General features: G+C 42.3%; 35 protein-coding genes and 1 tRNA gene. 13 read left to right on the top strand and 23 right to left on the bottom strand.

Going from position 1 to position 23,452, the window contains the following annotated elements; all coding sequences use genetic code 11:
- Positions 1–40 precede the first annotated feature (40 nt).
- From WKT20_RS04525 to WKT20_RS04490, 8 genes are read left to right on the top strand one after another with little or no spacing between them, the layout of a single operon-like run.
- The gene (locus WKT20_RS04525) at positions 41–523 is read left to right on the top strand and encodes a hypothetical protein (protein ID WP_340416924.1); all 483 of its coding nucleotides are present in this window, start codon (positions 41–43) and stop codon (positions 521–523) included.
- An 8-nt stretch (positions 524–531) separates the two neighbouring features.
- A complete protein-coding gene (locus WKT20_RS04520) occupies positions 532–777 on the top strand; it encodes a hypothetical protein (RefSeq protein WP_340416923.1) in 246 nt (81 codons plus the stop codon).
- Positions 765–1,124: a hypothetical protein gene (locus WKT20_RS04515; RefSeq protein ID WP_340416922.1), complete on the top strand. Its 360-nt coding sequence runs from the start codon at positions 765–767 to the stop codon at positions 1,122–1,124. Before WKT20_RS04520 ends, WKT20_RS04515 begins: the two co-directional genes overlap by 13 nt.
- 18 nt (positions 1,125–1,142) lie before the next feature.
- Positions 1,143–1,742: an N-acetylmuramoyl-L-alanine amidase gene (locus WKT20_RS04510; RefSeq protein ID WP_340416921.1), complete on the top strand. Its 600-nt coding sequence runs from the start codon at positions 1,143–1,145 to the stop codon at positions 1,740–1,742.
- Positions 1,729–2,361: a DUF6808 domain-containing protein gene (locus WKT20_RS04505; RefSeq protein ID WP_340416920.1), complete on the top strand. Its 633-nt coding sequence runs from the start codon at positions 1,729–1,731 to the stop codon at positions 2,359–2,361. Before WKT20_RS04510 ends, WKT20_RS04505 begins: the two co-directional genes overlap by 14 nt.
- 2 nt (positions 2,362–2,363) lie before the next feature.
- A complete protein-coding gene (locus WKT20_RS04500; RefSeq protein WP_340416919.1) occupies positions 2,364–2,822 on the top strand; it encodes a hypothetical protein in 459 nt (152 codons plus the stop codon).
- A gap of 11 nt (positions 2,823–2,833) precedes the next feature.
- A complete protein-coding gene (locus tag WKT20_RS04495) occupies positions 2,834–3,349 on the top strand; it encodes a hypothetical protein (RefSeq protein WP_130076421.1) in 516 nt (171 codons plus the stop codon).
- 2 nt (positions 3,350–3,351) lie between these two features.
- Complete coding sequence (locus WKT20_RS04490) at positions 3,352–3,882, top strand: hypothetical protein (protein ID WP_340416918.1); 531 nt, start codon at positions 3,352–3,354, stop codon at positions 3,880–3,882.
- A gap of 71 nt (positions 3,883–3,953) precedes the next feature.
- Here the strand turns inward: WKT20_RS04490 and WKT20_RS04485 are convergent, their stop codons facing one another.
- The 22 genes from WKT20_RS04485 to WKT20_RS04380 form a co-directional block, all read right to left on the bottom strand.
- Entirely contained in the window at positions 3,954–6,650 is a 2,697-nt protein-coding gene (locus tag WKT20_RS04485; protein WP_340416917.1) for a hypothetical protein, read from the bottom strand.
- Between the two features lies 1 nt (position 6,651).
- Positions 6,652–7,020: a hypothetical protein gene (locus WKT20_RS04480; protein WP_340416916.1), complete on the bottom strand. Its 369-nt coding sequence runs from the start codon at positions 7,018–7,020 to the stop codon at positions 6,652–6,654.
- Positions 6,986–7,411: a hypothetical protein gene (locus WKT20_RS04475; protein ID WP_130076451.1), complete on the bottom strand. Its 426-nt coding sequence runs from the start codon at positions 7,409–7,411 to the stop codon at positions 6,986–6,988. The genes WKT20_RS04480 and WKT20_RS04475 overlap by 35 nt, the downstream gene beginning before the upstream one ends.
- Before the next feature lie 285 nt (positions 7,412–7,696).
- On the bottom strand, positions 7,697–7,888 hold the full coding sequence (locus WKT20_RS04470; RefSeq protein WP_340416915.1) for a hypothetical protein: 192 nt from the start codon (positions 7,886–7,888) through the stop codon (positions 7,697–7,699).
- A 1-nt stretch (position 7,889) separates the two neighbouring features.
- Positions 7,890–9,494 (bottom strand): DNA cytosine methyltransferase, encoded by a 1,605-nt coding sequence (locus WKT20_RS04465; RefSeq protein WP_340416914.1) that lies wholly within the window; start codon positions 9,492–9,494, stop codon positions 7,890–7,892.
- Positions 9,491–10,003: a hypothetical protein gene (locus WKT20_RS04460; protein WP_340416913.1), complete on the bottom strand. Its 513-nt coding sequence runs from the start codon at positions 10,001–10,003 to the stop codon at positions 9,491–9,493. Before WKT20_RS04460 ends, WKT20_RS04465 begins: the two co-directional genes overlap by 4 nt.
- A gap of 91 nt (positions 10,004–10,094) precedes the next feature.
- The gene (locus tag WKT20_RS04455; RefSeq protein WP_130076468.1) at positions 10,095–10,532 is read right to left on the bottom strand and encodes a YopX family protein; all 438 of its coding nucleotides are present in this window, start codon (positions 10,530–10,532) and stop codon (positions 10,095–10,097) included.
- Positions 10,533–10,535: 3 nt separating this feature from the next.
- Entirely contained in the window at positions 10,536–10,808 is a 273-nt protein-coding gene (locus WKT20_RS04450) for a hypothetical protein (protein ID WP_340416912.1), read from the bottom strand.
- Between the two features lie 174 nt (positions 10,809–10,982).
- Positions 10,983–11,717 carry a hypothetical protein gene (locus WKT20_RS04445; protein ID WP_340416911.1) on the bottom strand — a complete coding sequence of 245 codons (735 nt, stop codon included), beginning with the start codon at positions 11,715–11,717 and terminating at the stop codon, positions 10,983–10,985.
- The gene (locus WKT20_RS04440; protein WP_340416910.1) at positions 11,629–12,408 is read right to left on the bottom strand and encodes a DUF4373 domain-containing protein; all 780 of its coding nucleotides are present in this window, start codon (positions 12,406–12,408) and stop codon (positions 11,629–11,631) included. The genes WKT20_RS04445 and WKT20_RS04440 overlap by 89 nt, the downstream gene beginning before the upstream one ends.
- 13 nt (positions 12,409–12,421) lie before the next feature.
- Positions 12,422–12,835 (bottom strand): VRR-NUC domain-containing protein, encoded by a 414-nt coding sequence (locus WKT20_RS04435; RefSeq protein WP_340416953.1) that lies wholly within the window; start codon positions 12,833–12,835, stop codon positions 12,422–12,424.
- Complete coding sequence (locus WKT20_RS04430) at positions 12,825–13,277, bottom strand: DUF4494 domain-containing protein (RefSeq protein ID WP_340416909.1); 453 nt, start codon at positions 13,275–13,277, stop codon at positions 12,825–12,827. The genes WKT20_RS04435 and WKT20_RS04430 overlap by 11 nt, the downstream gene beginning before the upstream one ends.
- On the bottom strand, positions 13,274–13,555 hold the full coding sequence (locus tag WKT20_RS04425; protein WP_340416908.1) for an HU family DNA-binding protein: 282 nt from the start codon (positions 13,553–13,555) through the stop codon (positions 13,274–13,276). The genes WKT20_RS04430 and WKT20_RS04425 overlap by 4 nt, the downstream gene beginning before the upstream one ends.
- 166 nt (positions 13,556–13,721) lie before the next feature.
- Positions 13,722–15,158 (bottom strand): DEAD/DEAH box helicase, encoded by a 1,437-nt coding sequence (locus tag WKT20_RS04420; protein ID WP_340416907.1) that lies wholly within the window; start codon positions 15,156–15,158, stop codon positions 13,722–13,724.
- Positions 15,158–15,595, bottom strand: a complete 438-nt coding sequence (locus tag WKT20_RS04415; RefSeq protein ID WP_117817542.1) for a DUF1367 family protein — start codon at positions 15,593–15,595, stop codon at positions 15,158–15,160. The genes WKT20_RS04420 and WKT20_RS04415 overlap by 1 nt, the downstream gene beginning before the upstream one ends.
- Positions 15,596–15,599: 4 nt before the next feature.
- The gene (locus WKT20_RS04410) at positions 15,600–16,256 is read right to left on the bottom strand and encodes a hypothetical protein (RefSeq protein ID WP_340416952.1); all 657 of its coding nucleotides are present in this window, start codon (positions 16,254–16,256) and stop codon (positions 15,600–15,602) included.
- Positions 16,249–16,569 carry a hypothetical protein gene (locus WKT20_RS04405; RefSeq protein WP_340416906.1) on the bottom strand — a complete coding sequence of 107 codons (321 nt, stop codon included), beginning with the start codon at positions 16,567–16,569 and terminating at the stop codon, positions 16,249–16,251. Before WKT20_RS04405 ends, WKT20_RS04410 begins: the two co-directional genes overlap by 8 nt.
- 2 nt (positions 16,570–16,571) lie before the next feature.
- Positions 16,572–17,786 carry a hypothetical protein gene (locus WKT20_RS04400; protein WP_340416905.1) on the bottom strand — a complete coding sequence of 405 codons (1,215 nt, stop codon included), beginning with the start codon at positions 17,784–17,786 and terminating at the stop codon, positions 16,572–16,574.
- Positions 17,787–17,798: 12 nt separating this feature from the next.
- Positions 17,799–18,752 carry a recombinase RecT gene (locus WKT20_RS04395; protein ID WP_340416904.1) on the bottom strand — a complete coding sequence of 318 codons (954 nt, stop codon included), beginning with the start codon at positions 18,750–18,752 and terminating at the stop codon, positions 17,799–17,801.
- 41 nt (positions 18,753–18,793) lie between these two features.
- Positions 18,794–18,880, bottom strand: a tRNA-OTHER gene (locus WKT20_RS04390).
- A gap of 8 nt (positions 18,881–18,888) precedes the next feature.
- Positions 18,889–19,158, bottom strand: coding sequence for a hypothetical protein (locus WKT20_RS04385; protein ID WP_340416903.1), 270 nt, complete (start codon positions 19,156–19,158; stop codon positions 18,889–18,891).
- A gap of 5 nt (positions 19,159–19,163) precedes the next feature.
- Positions 19,164–19,427: a hypothetical protein gene (locus tag WKT20_RS04380; RefSeq protein ID WP_340416902.1), complete on the bottom strand. Its 264-nt coding sequence runs from the start codon at positions 19,425–19,427 to the stop codon at positions 19,164–19,166.
- A 568-nt stretch (positions 19,428–19,995) separates the two neighbouring features.
- Between WKT20_RS04380 and WKT20_RS04375 the strand changes: the two genes are divergently transcribed.
- The 4 genes from WKT20_RS04375 (at position 19,996) to WKT20_RS04360 (ending at position 22,274) form a co-directional block, all read left to right on the top strand.
- Positions 19,996–20,322, top strand: coding sequence for a hypothetical protein (locus WKT20_RS04375; protein ID WP_340416901.1), 327 nt, complete (start codon positions 19,996–19,998; stop codon positions 20,320–20,322).
- A complete protein-coding gene (locus WKT20_RS04370) occupies positions 20,319–20,966 on the top strand; it encodes a hypothetical protein (RefSeq protein WP_340416900.1) in 648 nt (215 codons plus the stop codon). The genes WKT20_RS04375 and WKT20_RS04370 overlap by 4 nt, the downstream gene beginning before the upstream one ends.
- A complete protein-coding gene (locus tag WKT20_RS04365; protein WP_340416899.1) occupies positions 20,963–21,301 on the top strand; it encodes a hypothetical protein in 339 nt (112 codons plus the stop codon). The genes WKT20_RS04370 and WKT20_RS04365 overlap by 4 nt, the downstream gene beginning before the upstream one ends.
- A gap of 766 nt (positions 21,302–22,067) precedes the next feature.
- Positions 22,068–22,274, top strand: coding sequence for a hypothetical protein (locus tag WKT20_RS04360; RefSeq protein WP_340416898.1), 207 nt, complete (start codon positions 22,068–22,070; stop codon positions 22,272–22,274).
- Positions 22,275–22,638: 364 nt separating this feature from the next.
- On the opposite strand, the gene WKT20_RS04355 is transcribed toward WKT20_RS04360, so the two are convergent.
- Positions 22,639–23,118, bottom strand: coding sequence for a hypothetical protein (locus WKT20_RS04355; RefSeq protein ID WP_340416897.1), 480 nt, complete (start codon positions 23,116–23,118; stop codon positions 22,639–22,641).
- 128 nt (positions 23,119–23,246) lie between these two features.
- Between WKT20_RS04355 and WKT20_RS04350 the strand changes: the two genes are divergently transcribed.
- Positions 23,247–23,452: hypothetical protein (locus WKT20_RS04350; protein WP_122291303.1), on the top strand; the 206-nt coding region annotated here is incomplete at its 3' end.

The raw sequence follows: 23,452 nt of genomic DNA, 5'->3' as shown, positions 1-23,452 counted from the left end.
TGGATTCCGCTATTTTTGCCTGAAATCAAAACTCACAAAAATGGAAAAGATTTACGGCACAAAGCAGCGGCAGGATTGTCTTGTGCGTACAGGACGCTCCAAGTGGATATTGTTTTTTGGCTTTTGGAAAGACGATGAAAAGAGTGAAAGCGGTTGGGAATACAGGCATACATTCAACCGCAAGCCTACACTTTCCGAGGTCAAAGAGATTGTCGTGTCCGCTATAAACAAGACAACGGAGGAGAAGATTATAAACGGCTTTATTTGGAACGGGAAGCCGATATACCTTTCTCCTGAGAACCAACTGAACTTTTCCGCCATAGAGCGAAGTGAAAACATCCCTTATCCGCTTACCCTAAAAATCAACGAACAGGAAGATGGTACGCCCATCTATCACACTTTCGAGAATGCAGATGATTTTATTGCGTTCTCCCAATCGGTGTGTGCCTATGTGATAAAGACCGTTCAGGACGGATGGAGGGAAAAAGACAGTGTGGATTGGACTATGTTTAATTTAAAATAGCGATGACAATGAAAAAGTTTATTGATTGGCTCGGAATGAGCAACAGGTGGAAACACCTCATTGGAGGACTGATTATCGGCATTTTTGCATTCGGTTGGTTTACTGCAATGTATGCCGGAGTATTGACGGCAGGTGCATTGGAATATAAGGACAAGGCGCATGGCGGCAAATGGGATTGGATTGATTTCGGTTTAACGATAGCCGGAGTTTGTTTGGGATGTTTAATTGGAGGAACTTTGATATGGAGCAATTAAGCACGATTATACAAGTTATCGGTTCTCTCATCACGTTAGTGATATTGCCCTTACTATTGATTAAAAGCAAGGCAAAAAAAGCAGATGCCGAGGCGAAAAAAACCGAGGCAGACAACATCACAGCTTATGCTGCGGAGTGGAAAGAATTGTACGAGAAGAAAGAAAAGCGGGTTGCCGAACTGGACGCAAAGATTGACCACCTTTATACTGAGATAACCAAATATCGCGACACTATCCGCGAACTAAGCGAAAAGAACAGCGAGCTTGCCGTTCAGAATCAGGCACTGGAATTTAGAAAATGCAACAAACACGGTTGTGCAGACAGGATTCCACCAAGCGAATACTAACCCAATAAATTACCAAGCATGAAGATATTGATTGACAACGGACATGGCGAGAATACTACGGGAAAGCGTAGTCCTGACGGTAAGTTCAGAGAATACAGCTACGCACGAGAAATAGCAAAAAGCATCGAGGGAGAGTTGAAATTTTTGGGCATTGATGCGGAACGCATTGTAACCGAAAGCGAAGACATACCCCTTGAAGAACGAGTAAGGCGTGTGAATGAGATTTGCGGACGTTTTGGCGCAGAGAATGTGGTGCTTGTTTCCATTCATTGCAACGCATCGAAAAACGGTGAATGGGGAAAGGCTCGTGGTTGGAGTGCCTACACAAGCAAAGGCAAAACCAAGAGCGATGAACTTGCCACCATGCTGTATGCCGAAGCGGAAAAGAATTTTGCCGGACTTACAATCCGTAAGGATTTATCGGACGGTGACCCTGACTGGGAAGAGGCTTTCTATATCCTACGCAAAACAAAATGCCCCGCCGTCCTTACGGAAAACTTTTTCATGGACAATGAACAGGATGTAGCTTACCTTACTTCAGACAAGGGGCGTGATGCTATTGTGCGAACTCACGTTGCAGCATTGATGGATTGGGATTACAAGTATGGAAAGGACTAAAAACATATTGTTGTGCGTGCTGTTGGTGCTGCTTATCGGCTCTGTTCTGTGGAACGGCGGCAGGGGTATCATCGGCGACAAAAGCGGAACGCCTGTGCCGGACACGATGAGGGTAACGATATTTGATACTATCGCTTACCACCAACCTGCCCCGAAAGAAGAAAAGCCGCTTGGTAGCATTACGGCAAAATTGCCTGTAAGCGTTCCTAAATTGCCAAAAAGCGTACAGAAATTTCCCGAAAAGCCCCAAATATTGCAGGATAGTGTACAAAATTTCTGCAAAAGCGTTCCCGATGATGAGGAAGTGAATTTCCTAAACAAAGACCATTTCGAGGATATGGGCGAAAAGATTTCAGCCGACAGTGTAGAGGTGCAGGTACCCATCACGCAAACCAAATATGAGGGCGACACCTATACAGCATACGTGAGCGGGTACAATGCAAGTCTTGACAGCCTGATATTACGTATGCCGCACGAAACCATGACCATAACCAAACGCCCGAAGACAAAGCGATGGAGCATCGGCATACAGGTGGGCTACGGGATGACTTTGAGAGGAACGCCACAGTTCGCCCCCTACGTTGGTGTAGGTATATCATATAATCTATTTAGTTTTTGAATATGGAAATAGTATTGACAATAAATAAAGAAACCGTGTATGAGGAAGTGGCAAAGACTACGGAATACACAGGGGCAAAGATGGACGATGAACATGCCTACGAGACCATTTCAACCACCGAAGAGGATAAATCCATCCTTGAACGCTTTTGGAACGAGTGCAAGAATATGGTTTGCAACAGTTTGAAAAAGGTACTTATATCGGAGGAAGAAACGAACGGTGAGTATTCTTTGACATTAGGTCTATCAACAGCATTCGATGACAGTCTGACTGCCAGTATGCAACGCAGCCTATTTTCATTTTTTGTGATGAACATTACGGCCAAATGGTACACATTTACCAACAAGAGTGAAGCAACCGGATATGCTTCGGAAGCCGCCACCTATTTGGAAGACATCATGCGCAAAGCGTTTTTCAAGAAAAAGCCAATGCGCCCTACATACGATACGAGTAACAATTAAATAAATGTATTATGGCAGAGAATAAAAAGACATTGACCGTCACGCAACAAGTTAAAGAACTTATCTATGACATTCAGAATAAGGCATACTTGACAGGACAGGCACGAGAGGCAGAAGGCAAAAAGACATACGAAGCTGCCTCGAACATGCAAGCAAGTGATGATGATGAGAACAGCTACCAAATCCGCCGTTCCTTGGCCAACGCTTTCTCGGCTTTGAAAAGTCTGCTCGGAGAGTATCTGTCGGAAGACAAAACCACGAGCGATAACCTAATTGCCGAACAGATTGACAATGACGGAGTGCTTGAACTTTCGTTTGAGCTGCCAAGCAACTACAACAACTCATCGGCAGACGCATTGGGAAACGGCATACATTCTTACCTTGTGGACATGGCTCTTGGAGATTGGTTCGCCATTACAAACAAGGAGGATGCAGAAACCTATATTTCCCATTCAGGAGTATCGTTAGAGAATGTGAAGCGTGCTTTGTATAAGCGCAGTCGCCCTGAACGCCCTACATATAGTTGATAATGTATTGCTGTAGTGATAATCAGCTACAGACTAAATCTGTAACGCTGACATTCAAACGGTCGGAACTGATATATGATGCCGAGAACTATTCGTTTGTTGAGGGCGACATCATGAAAACAGACGATGTACACGCCCGGCATCAGGTATTCGACATCGGTCAGAAAGGAAATATCGACCGGGTAACAAGGGTACTGAATCTTGCCCATGCCGAATGTGTGGAAATGCTTTTTCCCTATACAAAAACGGAAATAGGCGAGACGCAAGAAAATTTCGATAATGTACTGACTGCTCCTGAAGCATACGATATTGTACTGAATTTGCCGGTTGGCTTTTCAATGACGACCGTGCAGTTACTAAATCATCTGATACATGAATATCTTGTATGCAGGGTGCTTGCCGATTGGATGAGCATCACCAATCCAGGTAGTCAAGCGAATTGGGAGGGGAAATTCAAAGAACTGAAAAGCAAGATACAGACATCGCTTGTATCAAGGAAAGGCAAGATAAGACGGAAATGCAAGCCGTTTTAATAGACAAGAGCCGAGGTGCATCACGCATCCCGGCTCTTTCTCCTTTATAAACAATCTGTTTTACCTGAAAACTATCGTACTTGGTTTGACATACGTGGCTCGAACGCAACGGTACATCCGTATATGCTTTCCGCTTTATCAAAACGGCAGACAAGAGCAAGACGGTAGGCTTTATAGGGTGTCCCCCGGAAGCCTCGCATAATGTTATCCACGCTGCTCCATACAACGTGCCAATGTATGAGGTCGTTTGAACCATACAGCACCTGCTGAATATGGGTCGAGTGGAACATACCGCGCTGTATGACGGCGTTTATAGTTTTAAACGAATCAGGGTTGTCCATCTTGAATGGACGAGTTATAATGAGAGTTGTTATATTCTCAGCATTAGACTTGGAGAAATCGACCAATCTCGAACCTTCCGCCATGGCAAATGCTTCGGGATAGGAATTGACATTAGCCACAATATCGGAATACATCATACCCCACAATTTTGACTTCAAAGAGAAAACATAAGCATAACGCACTGCACTGTTATATACGATGATGTGCTGGTGGGTATAGTCATACACCATACGGCAACCTCGTAGAAATTCGTTGAACGGCAACAGCGTGATGTCTGCGAGTGTAATCTTTTCGCTTTCATCGGATTTTTCGTTGAAGATGTTTATCAACGCATCAGACTTAGGCAGGTCGGCAATGCTGAATAAATCCTCCGTATTCAGGATGTCGGATATACATTGTGTGGACGAGCCGCTGATGTGCATAATACCTCTATCGGTTGCAAACAGGACGGCAGTGTCAATCTGGGTAATGCTGTCGGGATTAATGACCACATCACGAGTAATCGGTTGTTTGGCGGAGTATGTTCCTGTAGCAGACACTTCCAACGCCCATACTCCTTCCGTAGTAAAGGCATAAAGAGGAAACTGTCCAAACTGACCTTCAGACAATGCTTTCACAGCAGCGCAAATGCCGAGAATAGTTCCTGTTCCAACCGTATTGATGCCGAGTACCGGAAAATGAAACGGGTTGTTCACTTCCGATGTATATATTTTGTTGGGCAAATCAATTATTCTTTCCGCCAATGGGCTTGTAGTAGGATAGCTGCTACTACCTTCTTTCGGATTTTCCCAACCGGCAAAATAGAAAGAACCATTGAGGAATTTATGTTGTTCCAACGTGACCTCATAATACATAGGAACGCCATAATGAGTTACAATGACTGCTTTATATGCGTTTATATTGGGATAGAACAAAAATAAGAAAGGAGGACTATAAAATGAAACCTGATAGGATTCTCCACTAACCACAATGTCCCGGCCATCCTGCTTTATGTAAAAGTAAACGGTCGCCCCCATCGTCCCATCCATTTGAGTAGGTGGCATTCCATTCCAGATTGCGACATAACCATTGGTATATGGTATCATTGCCCCAATATTATATAAGTCATATAGTTCTTTCCTGATATTGGCAAGATTGAGCCTTGAGTTATACACAAATGAATAATTAGGCAACAATTTATCATGGCTATCATAATCGTCCGTCATAACCTCACGAGTGACAAGTGACTGCAAATAGTCTTCCTCAACAACCAATTTTGTCCGTGCCGTTGTAAGCTGCTCTACAGGAATACTCTCAAGTAAATAGAACTGTGATGTGGAGCGAATATCCTCTTTGACATCATCAATGCTCCTACGAGGAATCATCAAATGTCCGGCAGGATATGTCAATCCGTTCGGGTCAAAAGTAAAAGCATACAGCTTATTGAATGTATGACGCTGATAACGAAGAGGGTATTTTGAAGTTGATGCAGCCTGATTGGTATGCTTGCATACGCAATAAGAATTATAACTTTCTGATTGAGCAAACCGTGTGCATTTCCCGTTTTGGTCGTATGTATAAATCGGTTTTGAAACAAAAACATCTACCGAGCGAACAATATCTCTCCAATTCTTAATCATTTCAAGCCGTGAATTATGAATGACTGCATAGTCAAGGTCGTGTAGCATTCCGCATACACGCAGCTGTGCATCCGTATATTTCCCCTTTCCTGTTAGGTGCGTCCAAAAAACCTGCGGTGCGAGGTCAGATGAAGCAATCATCAGAATAGGGGCAGAATGCATTGTCAAAGTTCCATCGTATAGGCGATAGGCATATCGGACAAAGAATGGGAAAAGGAATTTTCCTTTATTGGTTGACCTCTCTGCAATAAACTTGTTTACATGTGCAAGTACTTGGTCTGTTATTCGTGTTTTATTACTATCTGAAAATTCATTCCAAATACTACCTTCGTTAATGGCATCAAATGATATGGAGAACTCATCCGTGCGAACCATTTCCCCTTGCAAACCAAATGACAAAGGGCATTCGGGAATTTTAGTACCGAGGTACAAATACCCATCGTCATTTCCTTTCCATAGGAAATAATGCATACCATCTTCCGACAAAACGAGAAGTGTGTTTCCAATGGCATTTATTTGGTATATCTCTTTGAATGTACGAAGAGATACCTGTTCATGCTCATCTGTGCCGTCCCACCAACTAATCGCATTGTTTTTGAAGATGATGTAATGTTTTATGTTTGCCGTTTCATGGATATACATGACAGATGCCCCACTTTCAAGCCGGAACACCTCAGATGGTGGCAATATAGATTTAAGTGAACCATCTTCGGGAATAACGCCTATGGATGTTGCCAAATCTCCGTCCGGACATGCGTAGTCGGACGGATTGGCGGTATAACCATTGTATTTAATCTCTTTAATCATATCACAATATGTATTTAATTATAATCGGCAATGCTTTCCCGTAGTGTTGCAATTCTACAGGAGTCCCACAACACAACCGTACCTTTCCACTTCCTCCGCACCTTGTAATTATGTAACGGCAGAGCATCACGGATGAGGCTATACAATGATTTCCGTTCTTATTGGAACGGAATACCATCCCCTCGTGCCTACCGACAACCGGCACACGGTGCTTGACATACAGATATATTTCACCCTGTCCGTCCATTATATCAATTACATCACCATGTGACAATTCCAATAACTTGGACACTCTGGCAGATATATTGATACGTCCATTGTCGTGGAAAGTAATATCAGCCTTTCGTGTATTTCCTAATATGCTTTGCATGGGGTCGTTCTATTTGATAGTAAACTTTACCCTGCCCTGTACGGCATACGGAAACGGATAATTTGACACACTGTGAAGCATTTAATCCGTATGTATATAAGATTTGCCCAACAGACGGACAGAGTGTTTCAAAACCGATACAACGGTATTTCCCATTGTACTGAATATTGCACATTTGCGTAGGTTGCTCGATGCTTGGGTTTGTCATGAACCCGAAGCATCCTGAATCCGTAATTTTAAACACAAACACGCGAGCCTCATCACTCCCAAAGGCTTCGTTCTTGATATGATTGAACAACACTTTTGAGAGTGTTACAGAGTTGTCGGCAGGGTCGGCAATGACGTAGTACCGAAGTGACTGCCACCATTTTTTTACTTTCTTGAAAATCATAGCTCAAAGATAAATAGTGAACGGTACACGGATGGTTTAACTTTTAACTGTCGCTTCCAAACTGACTTTTCGGGAACGGAACGAAATAGTTTCGATATACCGGAATGACAGAGTTGTTTCAATTTCATCCCGATGCCGCTCAGCGGCTTCTTTTGTAGCGAAGATGTAGGAACAAATTTCTTGTTTCGTTGTACCTCTTGTTGCTATTATATTTGCATAATACTTTCGTCCGAGTAAAAATGCCATAATTTCCTTTAATACTGTAGAATACATAACTTTTCGATTTTAATCATTGAATAATTTAGTCTGCTTGGGCTGTTTTATACCAATAATGTTATTCACACGCTCAATCTCTTTGTCAATCTCGGCTTCGAGAGCCTTGCTATTCCGTAGGGCTGTTTGGTTGCGTGTCTTGAAATACTCCTTTTGAGCCTTACGCATAAGGGTAACCTTCGTGAAGAATGTTTTAGCGTCCATATCAAGCGGCTTTTTTGAAATGTTCTTTGAGCTTTGCACAAAGGGACTCACACCAACGACGTGCGATAGTAACCTCAACAGCATTGCCGATGTATTTCTTTTGCTCCGCTTGTGTCCCTACCAACACATAATTTTCGGGGAATCCCATAATCTTTTTAAGTTCGGGAACTTTGAGCATACGCATCTTTATGTCTATAATGCCGTATAGTGCCATAAATTCCTTTATTTTAGCCGTCATTGGGCTGTCGGTGTCATACACTATCACATCTACATCGCCACTCTCCGTAGCAATCAAATATGGTGGCATTTTATCCATTCGAGCGATGAGCGTAAAGCATGGTTTATCGACAGAGCCTCCTGCTGACTTGTATTGTGGGTTTAGAAGATAATGCCTCTTAACAGACACAAGGTTGAACTTCGGATTTGTAGTTACTGTATTGGCAGGGTCTTCTACTGATGAGGCTTTGCCGTTGCCGTACTGCATATCAATAAACCGCTCTGTCTGTATAAGCGAAAGGCGGTCCTTTGTTGTTAGCGTTGGTGAAGCATCATCAACAGAATGGTTATGCCCATTACCATAATACGCTGATATAAATGCGTGGTGGTCTTTGCAGGTAATTGTTCCTGCAGGAGCATCAACAGACACATTCTTGCTCATCGGGTCGCCGCTGAACTGTTTTGACAGGAACGTAACCTTTGCCAATCCGAGGCGATTTTGTGTAGCAACAGTAGGGCAAGGTTCATCAATGGACGGAGGTATATGCTTTCCTGTTCTTTTATTAACGGAATTGTACTTGACAAGAAACGCATCTTTGCCACCTGCAACAAACTTTATCAACCCAGCATATATACGCTCCAATGTAGCCTCAACAAGCGGTTTCTTACGTCCAAAGATGCTATCTCCCTCATCATCGAAGTCAAGGCACTCACGTACAGGTCTCCACTTTTCTAATGAGCCAAATAGCGATGTTGCACCCTCCTTGCTGTGGGTGGCTTCGGGGAACGTGATAGGCAAACCTTTCTTGGCAAAGATACCAAAGAATCGTTTGCGTGAGGTGTACGCACCATAATCGGCAGCATTGAGTATGCGGAAATTAAAATTATAGCCGTACTTCTTCACATTGCGTACCCAACGTGTGTAACTCTTGCCCTTATCCATTGAAACAGGCTTACCGTTTTCGTCCACATCGCCCCACGACATAAACTCCTCTACATTCTCTATCTGAATATAATCGGGATTGATAGCCTCGATATAACGGAAAAGGTGTTCTGCGAGTGTGCGGCTATCTGCATCACGAGGCATACCGCCCTTCGCCTTACTGAAATTAGTACACTCCAACGATGCCCATAGAACGACCAACGCATCGGGATACTGACGGCGGCAGCTCTGCAGATGCTTTACAAGTGGCGATAGTTCGAGAGTACGAATATCCTCCGTAAAGTGCATCGCTTCGGGGTGATTGGCGGCGTGTGAAGCAATAGCGTTCTTGTCGTGATTAACACAGGCAATAACAGTAGCACATTGTTCGCCAGATATTCGTGCAGAATTGACACCCGTAGATGTTCCTCCTGCACCACAAAACAAGTCAATGTATAATAAGTTCATAATAAATAATCTTTATTAAAGTGTCCGTTGTCAATCAGCCAATCAATCATGGAAATAATGGATTCAAATAAATCAGAGTTCATTATTTGGTGTTTTATGTCAAATCCAAGCTCTTCATAGCTAATGAACCAATATTGATTATCGGTATCTATTTTTAAATCGGCATTTGGTCTGTTACTTTGTTTGATGCACTTAGGAATCAATTCCAACAAACGGCTAAGGCTCCAGGCAGGAACATCCTTTCCCCACAATTTATCGAACACCTCTTCACCGGTCATTGGTGTTCCATCTGGATGCTTATGAAAAGGAAATGCTAACTTTGCTATTCTTTGGGGTGTCCAAAACTCACCTCTTGATGTTGGCGGCTTGGTTTGCAACTCCCATTCCAATGCAGGAACTCTACTCTTTGTATAATGATATACCATATCTGCTGTTTCGGGCTTCAAGCCCAAAGCGAGTAACCTTTCCGACTGCTCACGAGTAGTGCATATTTTTGATTTAAATTTCATTATTTTTGTCTTGATTATTAGTTAAACCTGATTGTCGCATACCGATAAAACCGAATGTATCCGAAACAATAGGAGGGATTCTCTTGTTGCATCATTTCAATAGCTCGGGATTGTCGTAGATATTTCCCAATACGGTCGTTTTCTTATCCGCAAAATCATCTTTGAAAAGCGGTGTATAAAATGTGGTCGTAAAGCAATCTTCGTAGTGTTCTACACAAAATTGACCTTTGTAAAACACAACTTTACCTGTATATGGATGGGCATAAACGCTGTAAGGGGAATCGTCAAAATTAACTATATCGCCCTCATAGATTTCTTCCCCGTTCCTATCGTGCAATCCCGTGAACTGACCTACGGTATCTTCATAGATGTCTTGATAGAACACAAAATTATCTTCACATTCTCCATTCTGATGCGTTATATATTCATTGATGATGATTTCGGGGTGTTTAGGCAATCGGTAAACTAATCCCCCATACACCCATTCATCGTCTTTTGAGCGTTTCCCTCTGAATTTTATCGTTCTCATTTCTCAATCCTCCGTATTAGGTAGTAAATCTTCGATGTATGCCCATTTGATAAATTTATCCACCTTAATTAAATTATCCCATATTCCATTTGGGAGAAACACTCTACAAGATTTATTAGAATACATAACTATGATGTCTTTTCCTCTATCAGGTTGTTCGTTTGCATCATGCCACACGCTGTTGATGCGCCACTCTGCACCTTTCATGAAAGCTCTAAAAGCAACAAGCCTTGAATCATATTTTACAGCGGCTTCTTTAATATCTTCTCTTTTCATTTTCTTTTTTGTTTAATTTTTTTTCAAAGTGAGGACACTGTTTAAGATTCTCTTTGTAGGCAGGTGGTATCCACCATAGCGGTACATCGGGAGGGTCAGGCAAATATCTTTTGCACTCGTTTCGTATGGGGCAGGTAACGCCCGAACAATAACTGTAATCTTTGTTCATAGTTTCTATTTGTTTGATTTTAATTTTCTAAATGATTGTTCCGTACTGAAATTTACGATATGCATCATTTCACGGAATCGGTCAGCAATACGTTCATCGTAGTAAGTGGCAATCTCGGTAGCAGAAAGATTAGATGACACCAAAGTGCAGAATTGTTCCTCATAACGATAAGAGATAATATCCATAGCCGCCGTAACGAAGTCGCCATAGTGAATGCTCTCCTTGGGTTCTTGACCAAGGTCGTCAATCGCCAGTATCTCAATGCTGCGTATTTTTTTGTACCGGTACGCCTCACTCTCGTTCTCACGAGTGGGATTGTTATATGCCTTGGCAAGCAGTACAAGGTCTTTCGCTGTGATGAAGGTATAGCCACGTGCTGGATAATCATCCTGCCTACTGGTATATGACTCATCGCTACGCAAATAGTTTGTGAGATTTTGCAAGGCACGGAGAATGGTTGTCTTTCCATTACCGGCTCCACCGCAAAGGAACAGTCCGAATGTTGAATCTTTTGATGTCAGCCATTGGGAAATGTCCCAAAGATGTTTCTTGTATTCATCAGTAGCAACGAACTCCCGATGTCTGTTAACAACCTCCACTTGACAAGCTGCATAGAGCATTGCATAAACCTGTTTGGCGGTATATGGTAGTCTAAAACGAGTCGCCGTACGTTTTCTGCTCATCAGCCGAGAGAACATTGCCTCTACGCTGATTTCGTCCTGTGCTTCTATCTTTATCATCTTTCGTCTTGTTTTTATTCACTATACGTAACCATGCATTGAAATGCTGTTTGGCATCCTGCAATGATTGGTGCCCTCTCTCTTTGCCGTCCGCCAGACATTGCACCCGAAAATCATCCAATCTGTTGCGGAGCATAGAAATTTCCATGTGATGAATGACCTGTAATTGGTCAAGCCAACATTCATCGCCTTTCAGTTCTTCAATTTCCTGGTCAAGCGTGAGTGAATAAGGTTCATAATGGGGCTGTGTCTTACTATAGTCAATTTCGTTTTCACGCTTAGAGGCTTCCACCTGTTCTGTACACTCCATATTGAGTTTGCATTTATCAGGTATGATGATATTTCTACGCTTGGCACGTGTACACATATCTATGTAGCGTTGTTGAATGGATGCGGATGTTATAATCCCACGAGAAAGTAGTTCTTTATCAAACAGCCCCACTGTTCCGCAGTACGCAACAATTTCTTGCACCACGTTTTCTTTCAACCCGAAATACTCAGCCACGTCAAAGACAGTATTTGAATCCCATTCCAAGAAACAGCCTTGTACCCGATATATCTCACATAGTATATAATCGTACACAGCAATACCTCGACAAGAAAAATCTTTTTTCAACCTTTTAATGCGCCGGTCCTGATACCTATCACAATCAACCGTGAAATAATTCAGACCTGTTTTGGTGTTTGCCATATCTATCATTATTTTATTCGTTTCTCAAATATTCGTCCACCTCTCGTTTGAAATCATCAAAGGAACGACACACCACATATTTGTATTCCTCATTGAAGCATACAGTCTTTTGCCATTTCTTTTGGCTTTCACTCTGTCTGCCTTTGGTGGTTTTCATTTCGATGAGCAATGCTCCGTAATCACGGTTGCTCTTTAACAGGATGAGGTCTGCCACCCCTGCCACAACACCCTCTGCTCTGAGTTTTGCAGCTGTAACGGCATCCCGTCTTCCACCGTTGGGAACAGCGAACAACCTACCATCAAGTTGTGGATATTGGAGAGAAAACCACCGTACACATGTACATTGTATACGATGTTCTTCATCCGATGGGCGTTTACGAGTTTTGGCTGCTTTCCTGTGCGCTTCCATCAACTCATCAAATGTCATTTTCTTCATACTTTGCAGGGTAATAATCCAATATCTGTGTCTCTACAATGGAAACTATTTCGTAATCTGACATTGTTCCTTTCATCCCATCGGTGAAGCAGTCGTATGCGTTCTTGAAGTCTGATGCCTGTACGAGAATGAAACTGTTGGTCTTTTTCTCGGCACCTGTCTTTTCGTCAAGTGTGATGAACGCAACCTTTACCTTGTAGTAGCGGTCGGCTGCTGTATCATCAGACAGGAACAGTTCGGAGATACGAGGTTTCACTATCTGAGGAATACTAAATTCGCCACTCATAAAGGGTTTGAGTTCCTCAATTGTGCGTGCCTCTGCTTCGGTGAATGAGAGTGCATCAAAGAGGTACTGTTCGCTGACAGCCTTTTGTAGTCCGTTCTCCATTACTTTTTCGTAGCGGACTGTTGAGAGAAAATATTTTGCCATCATTTTTTCAAGTTCATACGTTCTTTTAAATCTTTGCTTAACACGAGTTTAGCGGAATGTCGAGCCGGAATAGTAACAGCCGTTCCTTTGTTGATATTACGAGCCTTTTTAGGGGCTGTAACAATCGCCTTGATGGTAGCGAAACCACGGATAAACACACTTTCGCCTTTGATGAGTGAATGGCTTATAGCCTCTATCACGCTGTCAGTAGCGTTAATTGCCTGTGAACGACTCAAAGTCGTGTTGTTGACGATATAATCAACGATGTCAGTCTTTATCATTTCTTTTTTTGATTAATAGTGAATAATTTCTTTTGTAACTTTTTTATATGTTGTCTGATAACCCATGCCCGGCACGTGTTGCGTTGTCCGGGGAGAGTGTCATATACCTTGGCAGCGTCATCGAGATACTTGATAATCTTCTGCATATCTGTTTTACAAATCTCCATCACCCCGAAGTGTTTAAGAATGATTTTACCAACTCATTGAAATACATTTCATCGGTTGGGATTTCATCATCAGCATTCATAATCTCGTTGGCAATGGATTTTTTGCGATGGATGAGGCGGTATATCGTATGGTCGATAGTGCCACGACCAAGCAGATAGTAACAGGTTACATTATCTTTCTGTCCGATACGGTGCGCCCTGTCCTCACATTGACAACAATCGGCATATGTCCAAGCCAGTTCAATGAATGCCACATCGGACGCTGCGGTCAGCGTAAGTCCGACACCGGCAGCTTTAATGGAACAGATAATAAGCTGCACATTGGGATTGTTCTGAAAAGCGTCAACCGAAGCCTGTTTGTTTACTGCGCTATCACGCCCTGTAACCGTAACGGCACGGGGGAATACCTTTTGCAATTCATCCACAATCTCGTGTAGCGAACAGAATACAATGAGTTTCTTTCCGCTATCAAGGAATGTTCGGATAAAATCAACCGCCTGTGCAATCTTTCCTTTTGTGGCCAAGGAGCGCAAAGTCATAAACTTGACAAGAGCCTCCATGCGCATTTTACGGCGTATTTCCCAATCAGTACACTCTGTGTATTCCTGCAAGTAAGCGGCAAGGTCTTCGGCTGCAAGATTATATTCCTTGTCGTTTGAAATCTCAATATATAAATCCACCCTTGTCTTGTCAGGCAATTGGGGAAGCACTTTTGCTTTCTCTCTGCGTATCATACATGTATCGTATAACTGTCTTGACAGTTCGGAAAGAGGAACAGCAGGTTCGGCAGTCTTGTCTTTAGGGTCGGTACAATAGTCAGCAATGAACTTGGCACGCCCACCAAACTCGCTCAAACGGTTCATGATGGACAACTGTGCGATTAAATCTTCGGGACGGTTAACCACTGGAGTACCTGAAAGGAGAATGCACCAGTCCTTGCCTACGGACAGCCCTTTTGTGAAGATTGTCTGTTGTGCTGACGGGTCTTTGACACGATGGCTTTCATCTATGATTATGGACTTGAACGCCTGTATCTGCGGATTGAAAACAACATCCTTCAACCGAAACTGCTTTCCTCCTCGGATGTCCCATACAAAGAACTTACGCAGGCTTTCATAATTGACTATGGCGACCTGATGAACTCCCATTGAGAGAAGATAACCCCAAGTTGTACGCACACTGTTGTCAAGCACAAGGGCTGATTTGTCCGTGAACTTTTCGAACTCGCGCTGCCAATTGATTTTCAATGATGAAGGACAAATGACAAGGCATGGATAAGCATTGGCAGTATCGACAATGCCAATAGACTGCAAAGTCTTTCCCAAACCCGGCTCATCACCGATGATTATGCGCTTATGCTCTAACCCGAAGCAGATTCCCTCACGCTGATACTCGTAAGGTTCGACACGAAGGTTATGTTTCAGTATGTTGCTCATTATTTAAAGTTCTCTATCTCTGTTATTAAATCCTGTTTGTCTATTCCTTTTATGTACTTGAACAGTACGAGGTCGATGCACTGATTGTAGAACTGCTCAAATTCGTGCTGCTCCATAGCGGCAAAAGAAATTGAAAGGTATTCTATCTCATGCTCTCCGTATTCGTTGATTGTATTGGTGAAATATCCTAAATCACGTTTGAACCGACGCAGCATATCGTATTCGTTGCGTATGTTCCATTTTTCAACCAAAGGGAGCGGAAGATTGTCGAACGTGAGCCGAACCAGTGCAAAGAACTTTTTATGATGCTCGTAGTTTCGAGGGTTACTCACTTTGCACCTGACAACAGAACCGACACGAAGCCGTTTCTTCAAATCAAGGTCGCTGTCGTGGAGCGGCACAAGACCGCAAGGGGTTACTTTGCAGAATATATCCATAAGTTTAAGTTTGAGGGGTTAGACACCAAAACTGGAATGCCAGTTCTTCATATTTCTCTCGTCCACGTCTGTAAACCTCATCGTAACGGTTGATGAATTTTTTAAACACACGGCAGTTCTTCTTACTGATAGCGTAGATGAAATCATGGTCTGAATGAGCGATGTCCATATACCAGGCACGGCTTCTATCCCAATCGAAGAAATCAACTGCTTCCTCAAACTGCTGCTCTGTAGAGGCAAATGTGGTTTTGAGGTCTCCACCAAACGAACCAAGCCACCAATCCCATTTGCACCGGGTATCAAGTGAGAACTGAAAATCGCAATATGTGAATAGTTGTGACCTATTGACCATGAACCGTTGCGTTTCAGCACATTCAAGAACCTTGGCGAGAAATGCATCTTTACGTGCCTCCATACGGAGGGATTTATGCATTTCCTGTGCGTGACGGAACTCGTCATCAGTATATTGCACATCATCTACCGTAAGGTGATAATAATCCACCCGAGCCGGTTCCGTGATAATCGCATCAACCAGAGAACCAAACCGAAACGCAGACTCCTTATCTCCGTATTGCATACGTGGGTGCAGAATGTTTTTCAGTTCAGTGAGGTCAGAGTTGCTGACCTCACTTCTGCTGTAATATGTATCCGGGTTACTCATAATAGTCATCGTAATCGGGTTCGTAGTCTTCTTCATATTCAATTTCACCGATACCACCGCACACTTCACAGGCTTCTTTTTCGCCTCGGCAATAGTGTTGTCTCTTGGCTTCGGCCACTTCTTCTGTTTCGGGCAGACAAAGCCACGTTTCTTCAGTGCATTCTGTTTCCTTGTCTGTTTCAATATTATAGGCATACCAATGATAACCTTTGCCGTTACAGGCTTCACACTTAACCATATTAGGTTCTTTCTCGTTCCACGGGGCACGCGGGTCATATTCTGCTCCGGGTGGGTAGTATCCGCTTTCGTACATGATTACTTGGCTTTTACATCTTCTACATACTCTACACTCTCATCACTGATGAACACGCTCTCTTGGGCAAGTTTCTCACAGAATGCAATCTGCTTCTTGAACATCTTGGAGAGTTCATCCACTGAAAGTTGACATCCCTCCTTGCTCCACCACATGGAGAGTATCGGCAAAATGCCTTCAGGGTTGAGAAGATTGATTTTTTGAGCAACTTTAACTTTGGGCTGATAGCCTTGCTGCATGATGGATTGCTGACCAAACAGAGTTTCCATTTCGGACTGCTGACGTGCCATTTCAGTTTTTTGCTTTTCTTCCTCTTCCTTGCGTTTGCGTTCGGCTTCCTTTTCTTCTGCCTCCTTGCGCTGACGAGCTTCCATTTCCGCCTTGATACGTGCAGCTTCGGCGGCATTAGATTGCGCGATACGCTCAAGATTTGCCTTTTTAGACGGCAAGCGGTCCAATATGAAATCCTTGTTGTCCTGTACTTCGCATGAATACATTTCCTTGAATTTTTTGCCAAGGCGTTCTTTCGTTTCAATCTCCACCTTTCGCACCTCATCTACCGATACCCCGGCAGGAATGCGGATAAGCGTATGAAGATTGAACAGCCAATCAGCAGGTAATTCTGTAGCATAACCTTTTATTGAATCAAATACAGCCTGATAGTTTTTGAGTGTCACACCATTGTCCTGTTGGCTTAAATAGTTTATTGTCTGATTGAGGAATGTCGTGAATTGCGCATTGAAATCATCTTCAATGTCCTGCTTCATCTTGTTGCGAGCCGCTTCCGCCTGTTGGCGTTCATATTCTTTGCGGCGGCGTTCTTCCTCTTCAGCACGTTTCTTTGCTGCATACTGGTTGCGGAGCTGCTGCAACTTGAATGGAATCGTATCGACTTTAGTCGGGTCTATGGCATTCTCCATTACCGTGAACTCACGGCGTATATCGTCAAAGAGTTTGGTTACAGGTGAACGGCGTTCGTTCATCTTGCGGACAGTCTTACGTGCTTTCTCAATGAAAACCGCCGCCTGTTGGTCGAGTTCGTCTGTCATGCCCTGTGCCTGTATTGTTTCAAGGAGGGCTTGTCCCGCTCTCGTACAATTGTCACGAGAGAGTTTATTGTCTTGATATGATTGGGGAGCAGCAGATACGATGGTCTGAATGTTCTCCTGCTTTATGATTGCCAATTGGCTTTCGCCGAATGTTGTTTCCTGTGACATAGTGGTAGAGGTTTAGAAAGTATCATCACCATCGTTATCTGATTGCTGTGCAGGGTCGATGGTTACTCCTGCAGACATATCCGGTGCCGGTGCAAAGTGCTGTTCTTGTTGTTCAGATTGTCCGTTGGTATCCACTCCTCCGTATGGGTCAAAATCGGTAGGTTGTTGCTCGATAATTTCTGTTTCAAGCGAAGTACCACGTCCGATATTAAGTTTCGGATAGGTCTTGAAAGCGTGTTTTACGCATTTTGCCATCAAGAAGCCCGTATCAATCTGCCCATCCTTACTGTAAAGTTCATTGGATTTAGTTACGTACTGACCTTTTTTTGAATCGTAGTAGGTGTTCTGCTTGTCGGAATAGCCTTTAAGACGCATCCAATCCTGCTCCGTCATCACAGAATAGTCTATAGTTCCGTCAGCACGTGTAATCTTCAGGAAACAGGCGATAATCTTGTTTGACCTGCGAGGAAAAGCCGACATGTAGTTCACAATCTTTTGACCATTTTGTTCGCCATATTGAAAGGTGTCACCCTCGTACACAATTACTGGATTATCCGCATGTCGTATCTGCCCGGCATTCTTACGAAGTACCAACTCTCCATACCCTGAAATGGTGAGGTTGCAGACTTTTTCCCATACGTCCTTTCCGCTTTGGTCTGTGCCGAACTTGACAGAACGAGGGATGAGGTAGCAAAGAGCCTGTGCGCCCGTGGCAAGTGTAAGCCCCTTAACAGCAAGGTCTATAAAGGCATAGAAGATGGATGTGCCGGAACACTCACGGAGGTTCTGTTTGTCACGCAACTGTTGATTAAAATAAATAGCTTCACGTTCATACACCTGTTCGCCTCCTTCTTTCCAAATGGAGTTGTACACGCTGATGAACTGACTCCGCACACGTTCGTTGCGTATCACATCAATGGCTTTCATTGACTGCAATTCTTTCGCTAATGAGATTGCATTGCTCATAATGATAATACTTTAAGTTATTAATACAGTTTGTTATGTTGAGGGAGTGGCAGGATTCGAACCTGCGACCTGCTACATCTTGGTCATTGGGGTGTACACCGCCGCTCTGTCCACTGAGCTACACTCCCTTATCTCGTTATTTGAAATAATCCTGTCGAGTTTTCTGCAAGGCTCTCAACTCCGCTGTCCGATATTCCACCTTTCCGGGGCGTTTGTAAGACTCAATCTTGCCCTGTCTGCGCCATCTGTCAACATTTCCACGCCCGAACATTTCATATGCTTGTCGTTGACTGATTATTTCGGGGTCGTTGTGTGCCTCTGAAAGCATACGAACCACCGAACTTGCCACATCGTGGACAAATGTGTCATAGGTTACTGATTTGTCGGAGAAATCGAGGGTTGTCATAGTTTTTACTTTTTATCCTGTTGATACTCAGTCCACGCAATTTTGCACATCTGCCAAACGAGATAGGCAAAAAGTGCTACGACAAGAATGCCGATAAGTGAAAGATTTCCCATTACGAGATGTGCGATTCCACCTGCGATAACACATAAAAACATGATGACTGTCAGCACAAGCTGGGTTATGTTCGTGATATTTTCCAAGTGGTCATCCAGATAATCTTCTGCCTGTTCAATCCTATGTTTGAGATTGTTTTTTACTGATGATTTCATATAATTTCGTTTTTAATGGTTATGGTAACGGATTTTCTTTCGGTGGTACAATCGCCACGATTTGAGAACCTTTGTAGATGTAAACAGGGAATCCGCAAGTGTGATTCTTTGCTTCTTTTTTCGCTTCTCGGAGGGTGGAAAATTCGTAATGGTCGCCGCACCAATTGTCGATGAATGTGTACATGGTTGATTAACTTATTCGTTTGACAATGACAACACGTCTTTCACGGTCGGTTTCTGTCTTGTACACTCTGTTCCACTTGAAACCGAGCATACTCGCCATACTTCTTGCAGTTGTACAGAGTGATGCAGGAAACTCCTTGCTCTCTCCGATTTTCATAGGCTCTAATTCGCCTGTAATCGTCTTTTTTTTAGCCATATCTTCGGTCGTTTGAAGTTTAATGTTTAACTTTATGGTGCAAAGCTATACAAAAATACAGACACTTGCAAATAATTAAGTCATAAAAATTATACTGTCTGTATTATCTTATAGTCTAAAATTTATAACTCGCTATATATTATGGACTTATCTATTATTAGAAATTTGAGCGAAAAAAGAGTTGGAGGCATGAGAAAATTAGCCTCCGACATAGGCATGAGTGAAGCCAACTTGCATAGATGCGTGAATAACAACAAAATTCAGGCTGCTGACTTAGAAAAAATAGCGTTGCTGTTAAAAATTGACATCCGTGTCTTCTTTGATGAGCAACTCTTTGAACACGCAAATAATACAGTGCATACAAACGGAGATTTCAGCCCAGCCTCTATGAATGGGAATGTATCAGTCGGTGGCGATGCTATTCTTGCAGAGCGTGTGAAGCATTTGGAAGAGTTGCTCGCAGAGAAAGAGAGATTGATTAAAGTTTACGAAAAGATGGTGGAGGGAAGAAAATGAAATATGCTATTGGAATGCTATGTTTCTTTGCTTCACTTGTATTGGCTGCCTGTAGTGAAGATGCCGATAAGGGTTCTGAACACTATTCGGGTGTGTTTTTGAGTATGGAGGCTATAGATGCTATTACTCCGGAAGATTTATTTTCTGATGTCATATTACATAATGTTGAGTTTGAAAAAGAGGAAGTAGGAAAAGGAGAGCCTGTAGAAGTTGGTGGTTACACTATGAAGACAGAAACTACTTATGACTTAATCATGCGAGAATTCGAAGCTGACTTGTATATAAAAACAGAAAAAAGAACAGATAAAATGTTTGAGGCAACTCGTGTTTATAAATATGTTTTTAAACAGGGAACTTACGGAGTGATTCAAATATCAGAAAATGCTATTACGGTCAACGGATATCCATATTGTAAACTTCAAAAATTTGCACTAATACGTACTGAACCAATTGGAGAAAAATACTCAAAACAAGATGTAGAGACTGAAAATTACAAGGGAATATTCTCCTGCAAAAGCAATGGTAGAAACATAACTCTGTCAAATAGTGATTATATGTTTGAAGCCGTTCTTGATGGTAATAAATGCAAATTGATGGAGTTATCTCCTGAAAATAAAAATATCGGCATATTAGAAAAACAATGAACGGAGAGTACCCATATTGCGGAACAGGTTCTTTTACGGATGAACTGAAACGAGCTGCATTTGAAGCCATCTACAAAGACGGCTGTGATGATTGCGGAGACTGGATAGACACATTGGTAAATTGCTATTCAGAAGAAGTGATGGACGCTCTTGGGAATAATCCCAATGAGGTTTATGCAGAGTTGGAAGATATATGGGAAACCGTGGATTACGAAGACCCTCGAACTGGTATTTGCCTAACCTATCAGAATTGGGCAGAATATTTCGCAGGAGAATTCGCCCACACAATCTATGATGAACTGGTTAAAGCGAAACAGACGAATGAACTCAAATAAACGATTTACACGCATTCAAATCACGCAGACGATAAAAGTATTGTTTTTCGTATTTGCGTTGATTGTAGCCTTTCTTTTTGCCCTTAATGGGCGATATATGCAGGTATCAGACGATGAGTTCTTTGATAAATGGACAAAAACCATAATTGCAATAGAAAAATATGAAATAATCAAGTAGAAAGACGCTGTTGTCAAATTGTTGTATGACAATTCACAAGTACCTCAGAAGTAGCTGTTATTAACAGCGGCGCAGGCCAGCGTAGAAGAAATGTAATTATCTATCTGATAGATAATTAGCAAACTATGATAAGAGGTGGAAATCGTTGATTGCTCAATGGTTTTCACCTCTTATTATTGTAAGGGGGGTAAAACGAAATGTGTAAAGACCTACTGATAGGGAAAATGACCATACAATAAGAATATCAATAAGTTAGACGGGTGAAGGGTAAGAAGAGTGTGCAAAACGAAAAGTGGCACAGGCTTTACACTGGGCTTACATCGGTGGCCTGTTTTGAACGGTTTTTAAACGGTTGCTTTACATTGGAGCTTACACCGGTTTAATATTGGGCCTGTACGGGCGCAAATGAGGCGCACAGGGGCGTTTTGTTGGCTCGGATGGGCATTTGATTGCCGGAGTGGTAAAGAGGTTTTAAACGCCCTCTTTTCTTTTGCCTGATTTTGGCTGTGATGGTGGAAAATATTTCTTTTATTATTCCATATAATTATTATTTGGTATATTTGCGAGAAATAAAATACTAAATACATTATGACAAAAGTTATCCATGTACATTTGATCTATGAGAAGAAGAACTATTATTTCGGCAGTCTTTCAGCCATCTTTGACGTGTTGACGGAGGCAGAAGTCGGGATTACCAAAAGCAGCCTTTTGCATGCTGGATTGACGGATGGTGGCTGCAAGATTACCAAACGGGCGATGATTATCCAGTCGCACCTAATAAGAAGTTGTAAGTAGTTGTTTTATTAGTGTTTAAGTTGTATTCAAACGACTTTTTTTGTGATCGCGGGTTTCCTGCCGGTTTGAACGGTCGGAAATACCGCTTTTTTGGTGTTGGGGATACGCTTGGAGATATACTTGGAGATACATTTGGAGGTCTGCAAAAACGAAATGTATTGAAAGGAGATACATTTGGAGATACAAAATGTGTATATATAAGGGTGGATTCACCTATATATATGACTTGTATTTCGTGATATAATGCTATTTTTACAAATATTGCAGGGGATAAAATACCATGTTTTATTAGTATTTAATCCTCTGTTTTATACTTTATCATGCTTTTAGTCAATATATTATAGATATTTCTTTCTAATAGATCTCATACGGCATTCGCAATACTTGAATCTGACACAACCGAAGCATGTTTTTTAAGTTCATATTCAAGCTGTTTTATACGCTCTTTGAGTCCGCCTATTTCTTCTGCTTGTTTTCGCAGTATATCTTCCTTTTCTGATAATGAATCAAACAGCCTATTAAGTATGCCAGATGTTGTATTCTGCTTATCTAAAATCTCATTGGTGTTATTGGCTGAATGTTGAGTGGATGTAGAATCTACTATTTTTGCATATCTGCTTCCTCTTAACATTTCGCCATCTCCCCTCATAAGCCATTCTGCAGAAAGTTCGGGATATATGGTTAGAATTTTAACCAGCATATCTCCTCCGGGTTGTGAAAGCATATTTTTCCCCTTAAAGTTACTCGGTTGAATACCTGTGGCTTCAAAGAAGTCACTCTTCTTTATGTTCTGCAATCGCAAAAAAGCAACTATTTTGTCCTTTATGGTTAAAAAATCTCCCATTTTTATTTTGAGGTTAAAATTTTGTCCTTATATTTGCAGTGTATTCAGAATATGAACACGCCCCAAATATACAAAAAGGGCAGCATATAAACGAATATTAGAAGTAAAACTTAAAAAAGGCAAAGGATATGAATGACGAGATTAAAGAATGGCAGACACAAAGCGTGAAGCACAAAGTCGCTTACGTGTTGATGATGGACGGTATCAGTTTCAGATACACTGAAGAGACCGGGATTGTGTTTTCCGCTCCCGATTTTTATGTAAAGAATCTTATCCGGCGCTTGATGAGCTGCTACGGCGTGAGTTTGAAACCGATTATAAACGAATATAAATA

The sequence above is a fragment of the Phocaeicola sp. ICN-14070 genome, from assembly GCF_037892625.1.
Taxonomy (GTDB): domain Bacteria; phylum Bacteroidota; class Bacteroidia; order Bacteroidales; family Bacteroidaceae; genus Phocaeicola; species Phocaeicola plebeius.
This window is presented reverse-complemented; position numbering and strand designations above follow the sequence as displayed.

What these genes read in the sequence shown, in the direction of transcription:
- WKT20_RS04525 (WP_340416924.1), top strand. Translation starts at nt 41, where the DNA reads ATGGAAAAGATTTACGGCACAAAGCAGCGGCAGGATTGTCTTGTGCGT.
- WKT20_RS04520 (WP_340416923.1), top strand. Translation starts at nt 532, where the DNA reads ATGAAAAAGTTTATTGATTGGCTCGGAATGAGCAACAGGTGGAAACAC.
- WKT20_RS04515 (WP_340416922.1), top strand. Translation starts at nt 765, where the DNA reads ATGGAGCAATTAAGCACGATTATACAAGTTATCGGTTCTCTCATCACG.
- WKT20_RS04510 (WP_340416921.1), top strand. Translation starts at nt 1,143, where the DNA reads ATGAAGATATTGATTGACAACGGACATGGCGAGAATACTACGGGAAAG.
- WKT20_RS04505 (WP_340416920.1), top strand. Translation starts at nt 1,729, where the DNA reads ATGGAAAGGACTAAAAACATATTGTTGTGCGTGCTGTTGGTGCTGCTT.
- WKT20_RS04500 (WP_340416919.1), top strand. Translation starts at nt 2,364, where the DNA reads ATGGAAATAGTATTGACAATAAATAAAGAAACCGTGTATGAGGAAGTG.
- WKT20_RS04495 (WP_130076421.1), top strand. Translation starts at nt 2,834, where the DNA reads ATGGCAGAGAATAAAAAGACATTGACCGTCACGCAACAAGTTAAAGAA.
- WKT20_RS04490 (WP_340416918.1), top strand. Translation starts at nt 3,352, where the DNA reads ATGTATTGCTGTAGTGATAATCAGCTACAGACTAAATCTGTAACGCTG.
- WKT20_RS04485 (WP_340416917.1), bottom strand. Translation starts at nt 6,650, where the DNA reads ATGATTAAAGAGATTAAATACAATGGTTATACCGCCAATCCGTCCGAC.
- WKT20_RS04480 (WP_340416916.1), bottom strand. Translation starts at nt 7,020, where the DNA reads ATGCAAAGCATATTAGGAAATACACGAAAGGCTGATATTACTTTCCAC.
- WKT20_RS04475 (WP_130076451.1), bottom strand. Translation starts at nt 7,411, where the DNA reads ATGATTTTCAAGAAAGTAAAAAAATGGTGGCAGTCACTTCGGTACTAC.
- WKT20_RS04470 (WP_340416915.1), bottom strand. Translation starts at nt 7,888, where the DNA reads ATGGACGCTAAAACATTCTTCACGAAGGTTACCCTTATGCGTAAGGCT.
- WKT20_RS04465 (WP_340416914.1), bottom strand. Translation starts at nt 9,494, where the DNA reads ATGAACTTATTATACATTGACTTGTTTTGTGGTGCAGGAGGAACATCT.
- WKT20_RS04460 (WP_340416913.1), bottom strand. Translation starts at nt 10,003, where the DNA reads ATGAAATTTAAATCAAAAATATGCACTACTCGTGAGCAGTCGGAAAGG.
- WKT20_RS04455 (WP_130076468.1), bottom strand. Translation starts at nt 10,532, where the DNA reads ATGAGAACGATAAAATTCAGAGGGAAACGCTCAAAAGACGATGAATGG.
- WKT20_RS04450 (WP_340416912.1), bottom strand. Translation starts at nt 10,808, where the DNA reads ATGAAAAGAGAAGATATTAAAGAAGCCGCTGTAAAATATGATTCAAGG.
- WKT20_RS04445 (WP_340416911.1), bottom strand. Translation starts at nt 11,717, where the DNA reads ATGATAAAGATAGAAGCACAGGACGAAATCAGCGTAGAGGCAATGTTC.
- WKT20_RS04440 (WP_340416910.1), bottom strand. Translation starts at nt 12,408, where the DNA reads ATGGCAAACACCAAAACAGGTCTGAATTATTTCACGGTTGATTGTGAT.
- WKT20_RS04435 (WP_340416953.1), bottom strand. Translation starts at nt 12,835, where the DNA reads ATGACATTTGATGAGTTGATGGAAGCGCACAGGAAAGCAGCCAAAACT.
- WKT20_RS04430 (WP_340416909.1), bottom strand. Translation starts at nt 13,277, where the DNA reads ATGATGGCAAAATATTTTCTCTCAACAGTCCGCTACGAAAAAGTAATG.
- WKT20_RS04425 (WP_340416908.1), bottom strand. Translation starts at nt 13,555, where the DNA reads ATGATAAAGACTGACATCGTTGATTATATCGTCAACAACACGACTTTG.
- WKT20_RS04420 (WP_340416907.1), bottom strand. Translation starts at nt 15,158, where the DNA reads ATGAGCAACATACTGAAACATAACCTTCGTGTCGAACCTTACGAGTAT.
- WKT20_RS04415 (WP_117817542.1), bottom strand. Translation starts at nt 15,595, where the DNA reads ATGGATATATTCTGCAAAGTAACCCCTTGCGGTCTTGTGCCGCTCCAC.
- WKT20_RS04410 (WP_340416952.1), bottom strand. Translation starts at nt 16,256, where the DNA reads ATGAGTAACCCGGATACATATTACAGCAGAAGTGAGGTCAGCAACTCT.
- WKT20_RS04405 (WP_340416906.1), bottom strand. Translation starts at nt 16,569, where the DNA reads ATGTACGAAAGCGGATACTACCCACCCGGAGCAGAATATGACCCGCGT.
- WKT20_RS04400 (WP_340416905.1), bottom strand. Translation starts at nt 17,786, where the DNA reads ATGTCACAGGAAACAACATTCGGCGAAAGCCAATTGGCAATCATAAAG.
- WKT20_RS04395 (WP_340416904.1), bottom strand. Translation starts at nt 18,752, where the DNA reads ATGAGCAATGCAATCTCATTAGCGAAAGAATTGCAGTCAATGAAAGCC.
- WKT20_RS04385 (WP_340416903.1), bottom strand. Translation starts at nt 19,158, where the DNA reads ATGACAACCCTCGATTTCTCCGACAAATCAGTAACCTATGACACATTT.
- WKT20_RS04380 (WP_340416902.1), bottom strand. Translation starts at nt 19,427, where the DNA reads ATGAAATCATCAGTAAAAAACAATCTCAAACATAGGATTGAACAGGCA.
- WKT20_RS04375 (WP_340416901.1), top strand. Translation starts at nt 19,996, where the DNA reads ATGAGAAAATTAGCCTCCGACATAGGCATGAGTGAAGCCAACTTGCAT.
- WKT20_RS04370 (WP_340416900.1), top strand. Translation starts at nt 20,319, where the DNA reads ATGAAATATGCTATTGGAATGCTATGTTTCTTTGCTTCACTTGTATTG.
- WKT20_RS04365 (WP_340416899.1), top strand. Translation starts at nt 20,963, where the DNA reads ATGAACGGAGAGTACCCATATTGCGGAACAGGTTCTTTTACGGATGAA.
- WKT20_RS04360 (WP_340416898.1), top strand. Translation starts at nt 22,068, where the DNA reads ATGACAAAAGTTATCCATGTACATTTGATCTATGAGAAGAAGAACTAT.
- WKT20_RS04355 (WP_340416897.1), bottom strand. Translation starts at nt 23,118, where the DNA reads ATGGGAGATTTTTTAACCATAAAGGACAAAATAGTTGCTTTTTTGCGA.